This is a genomic window from Streptomyces sp. NPDC006265 (genome assembly GCF_040613555.1).
In the GTDB taxonomy this organism is placed as follows: Bacteria; Actinomycetota; Actinomycetes; order Streptomycetales; family Streptomycetaceae; genus Streptomyces.
In genome coordinates this window covers 1-1,637 of the sequence record NZ_JBEXSH010001334.1, presented here as the reverse complement: position 1 = coordinate 1,637, position 1,637 = coordinate 1, and the positions used below count along the sequence as shown (strand labels likewise).

General features: G+C 67.6%; 3 protein-coding genes and 1 pseudogene. 3 read left to right on the top strand and 1 reads right to left on the bottom strand.

Annotated features, from left to right (window positions below):
• The 3 genes and pseudogenes from ABZ281_RS48570 to ABZ281_RS48560 all read left to right on the top strand — a co-directional run.
• Positions 1-225: pseudogene (locus tag ABZ281_RS48570) on the top strand (hypothetical protein); the annotation flags it as partial.
• On the top strand, positions 222-719 hold the full coding sequence (locus ABZ281_RS48565; RefSeq protein ID WP_356665159.1) for a hypothetical protein: 498 nt from the start codon (positions 222-224) through the stop codon (positions 717-719). The pseudogene ABZ281_RS48570 and the gene ABZ281_RS48565, both read left to right, overlap by 4 nt.
• A 161-nt stretch (positions 720-880) precedes the next feature.
• The gene (locus tag ABZ281_RS48560; protein WP_333741847.1) at positions 881-1,111 is read left to right on the top strand and encodes a MazG nucleotide pyrophosphohydrolase domain-containing protein; all 231 of its coding nucleotides are present in this window, start codon (positions 881-883) and stop codon (positions 1,109-1,111) included.
• A gap of 20 nt (positions 1,112-1,131) precedes the next feature.
• Here ABZ281_RS48560 and ABZ281_RS48555 read toward each other — a convergent pair whose 3' ends face one another.
• The gene (locus ABZ281_RS48555; protein WP_356665157.1) at positions 1,132-1,266 is read right to left on the bottom strand and encodes a hypothetical protein; all 135 of its coding nucleotides are present in this window, start codon (positions 1,264-1,266) and stop codon (positions 1,132-1,134) included.
• Positions 1,267-1,637: the final 371 nt, after the last annotated feature.

Sequence of the window (1,637 nt, the reverse complement as noted above, 5' to 3'; positions counted from 1 at the left end):
GCGCGCATTGTCGTCGACGGCTCCGGCCCCGAGACCCCACCTGGCGCCGCCCTGCTGATCGGGGCGGCCTGTGCCACGGGCCGCCCGGTGGCCGCGTATCTGCCCCGCAGCACCTACACCCACGCCATCGGCCGTGAGCCAAATCACCGCAATCTCATGGTCCAGTACGGCGTTGATGCCACACTCCGCAGCGCAGACGAGGTGTCCGCGTGGATCAACGGGTGACCATTGACGAGATCGCCCAGCACCGCACCGTCGTACTCGAAGGCGGGGACGGCGTCGGCAAGACCACCCTCGCCAACCTTCTCGTCACCCAGAGTGGCTTCATCGCAGTGCACTCACCCCGCACGCCCGACCATCAGAACCTGACCCGCCGATACCGCGATCTTCTAGCACGGCCAGGCCCGCTGGTCCTGGACCGTAGCTTCGTCAGCGAGCTGGTCTATGGCCCCCTCTACCGAGACCGATCCCGCCTCACCTTGGAACAGGCCCTCGCCCTGGCCGACCTCGTCACGGCTCGCGACGGCGTCTTCGTCCACCTCACCGCGCCCGTCGCTGTCGTACGCAGCCGTCTCATGGCCCGTGACGGCCATGCCCCCGAAGCGGAGGAGATCGCCGCGCTTGGCGAAGCCTATGAGCGCGTCTTCCGCGTCCTGGCCAGCCACGTGCCCGTTCTCAGGTACGCCGCCGAGCCGGAATCCCCCAGCCCCACCGGCTGACTCCTGTCCCGTTCCCGCCGCTCCGGCACCTGGGCCTCGTTAGTATTCCCCGAGAAGACCGCACCGCACCGTCAAGGGGAACCGCCGTTAACATCACCGACGCCCAGAGGCTTGCCTGGAAGAACAAGCTCGACAAAGGGTTCAACACCTCCGACATCCCAATGGAGTTCGGCCTGCTGACAGCCGAGGTTGGGGAGGCGTTCACGGCTTGGCGTAAGGGGCTGCCCGACCGCGGGGAAGAGCTCGCCGACGTATTCCTGTACTTGGTGGCGATCGCCGAGATGCAGGGCGTTGACCTCGGCGAAGAGGTCGAGCGGAAGATCGAGAAGAACGCACGACGCGAATACACCGCCGGCGCCAATGGCACACTCCTGCGCACCAGCCGAGAGTAGAAAGCGGATGCAGGCGCTGGTCAGAAGGCCGTGCGCACCACGCTCCAGGGGTCTGCCGACGCGGTCGGCCCCTCGTAGAGTGCCGCCCGTCCCGAGCGGCGCCACGGCCGGGCCAGACGGATCGCGACGTCGATGTCCGTGGTGATTCGCGTCAAATTGTCCTGCCGCTTCGCTGCTAAATGTCCAACCCCTCCAAGACGTCGACTACGGCACAAGCACAGGTCAACGCAGATTTTCAGCTGGACACGTTCACTCGAACCGCCCGGGCACGTTCACGCGAGTCACCAAGTGGCCCATCCGATCGCCCGCCGTCCCTAGACCGCGCCACGCCCTCAGGGCCTCACCCCCGCACAGCCATCTGCCCGCCCTCCCCCCAGCCCCGGCGCGCCAGGGCAGAAAGGGGGCGCGTGGAGCCGACAGGTGTGCGCCCTGCCTGAGGCACGGCCAGACCCGTACCGTCGCAAGATCGGCCTGTCCATGCCACTTCGACGGGGGACCCGGCGGGATCGGTTCCCCTTACGGCGGG